This window comes from Mesorhizobium sp. M1227 (assembly GCF_040318315.1).
GTDB lineage: Bacteria > Pseudomonadota > Alphaproteobacteria > Rhizobiales > Rhizobiaceae > Mesorhizobium.
In genome coordinates this window covers 5,001-6,735 of the sequence record NZ_JAMYLZ010000078.1, presented here as the reverse complement: position 1 = coordinate 6,735, position 1,735 = coordinate 5,001, and the positions used below count along the sequence as shown (strand labels likewise).

The following is a 1,735-nucleotide window of genomic DNA, read 5'->3' as shown; positions in this document are numbered from 1 at the left end:
CCGTCATGTGTCCGCCGCTCCGCTAAACACGGGGGCTGCGCGGCGGACACGCCGATGTCACCGCAATGCCACGCCATTTTGCAGAACTTGACGCACACAACTGTTGCTAAGTGTCCGGGTTGCTAAGTGTCCGGCCGGAGACGTCTTTGTGGGTTCATGGTTGTGGCCTCGAGCCACGGCAATCAAATCAATCCGAGATTCTGTCGGATTGCGGCATCCTTGTTCGTCTTCTGTAGGGGAGTTCCTGGAGGTGAACTATGAGCGAATTGCCGGTGGTCAAAACGCGACGCAAAGGCAAGACCCTTACGCAGAGCATGCTGATCCCAACCGAGAAAATGGTCGCTGACGAACTCCGGGCTGCACGACCTGGCCACTTTTCGGACCTTGCAGAGTTACGACGTAAGCTCGCGGCAAAATACGGAGCAGACGCCTGCTGCCCAGTGACTGTGCGGCGGCACCTGGTGCATATCAGTCAAGACGGCAGCGCGCCCTTTTGGCGCGTCGTAAATCCCGATCGGCCATTCGCCCGACGTATGAGAGGTGGATCGGAGCACATACGCGAAAAATTGGCCGCGGAATGCTGAGTGTCCTGTCGCCGTACTTCAGCCCATACGAAAACGGCCCGCACAAGGCGGGCCGTTTTCGAATTTGGTTGCGGGGACAGGATTTGAACCTGTGACCTTCAGGTTATGAGCCTGACGAGCTACCGGGCTGCTCCACCCCGCGTCAACCCTAGAAGTAAGCCTTGGCTCACTGGATTCAAGCTTCCGCCAAATGAAAGGGCCGCTTGCGCGGCCCGATATCCCGTTGGCGGGCCTGTTCGTAAGGAGAAGATTAAACAACGTGCGCTTGGCAGACCTGGCAGCGACCTACTCTCCCGCGTCTTGAGACGAAGTACCATCAGCGCTGGAGCGTTTCACGGCCGAGTTCGGAATGGGATCGGGTGCAGCCGCTCCGCCATAACCACCAGGTCGGCAAAACGCACGTTGCTCGAGAAGCTGTTTTCTGTGCCATCCATCTCGGCGCAATCCAAGGATTGTCACCAGAAATGGGCATTAGGAATGAGAACGATCAAGCCGATCGAACTATTAGTACCGGTAAGCTTCAAGCGTTGCCGCTCTTCCACACCCGGCCTATCAACGTGGTCGTCTTCCACGGTTCTCAGGGAATACTCGTTTTAAGGTGGGTTTCCCGCTTAGATGCCTTCAGCGGTTATCCCGTCCGGATATAGCTACCCTGCTATGCGGCTGGCGCCACAACAGGTCCACCAGAGATCCGTCCATCCCGGTCCTCTCGTACTAGGGACAGATCCTTTCAATATTCCTACACCCACGGCAGATAGGGACCGAACTGTCTCACGACGTTCTGAACCCAACTCACGTACCGCTTTAAATGGCGAACAGCCATACCCTTGGGACCTGCTCCAGCCCCAGGATGCGATGAGTCGACATCGAGGTGCCAAACAACCCCGTCGATATGGACTCTTGGGGGTCATCAGCCTGTTATCCCCGGCGTACCTTTTATCCGTTGAGCGATGGCCCTTCCACGCGGGACCACCGGATCACTATGACCGACTTTCGTCTCTGCTCGACTTGTCAGTCTCGCAGTCAGGCAGGCTTATGCCATTGCACTCAGCGAACGATTTCCGACCGTTCTGAGCCCACCATCGCGCGCCTCCGTTACTCTTTAGGAGGCGACCGCCCCAGTCAAACTACCCACCATACATTGTCCCGGA

Annotated in this window: 1 tRNA gene and 2 rRNA genes (1 of these 3 running past the window's edge); all 3 read right to left on the bottom strand. The window is 57.1% G+C overall.

Annotated elements, in window-relative coordinates:
- Positions 1 to 649: 649 nt before the first annotated feature.
- Positions 650 to 726: transfer RNA gene (locus NKH28_RS33845), tRNA-Met, on the bottom strand.
- 130 nt (positions 727 to 856) lie between these two features.
- Positions 857 to 971 (bottom strand): 5S ribosomal RNA (rrf, locus tag NKH28_RS33840).
- Positions 972 to 1,067: 96 nt separating this feature from the next.
- A 23S ribosomal RNA gene (locus tag NKH28_RS33835) occupies positions 1,068 to 1,735 on the bottom strand (it continues 2,131 nt past the right edge of the window).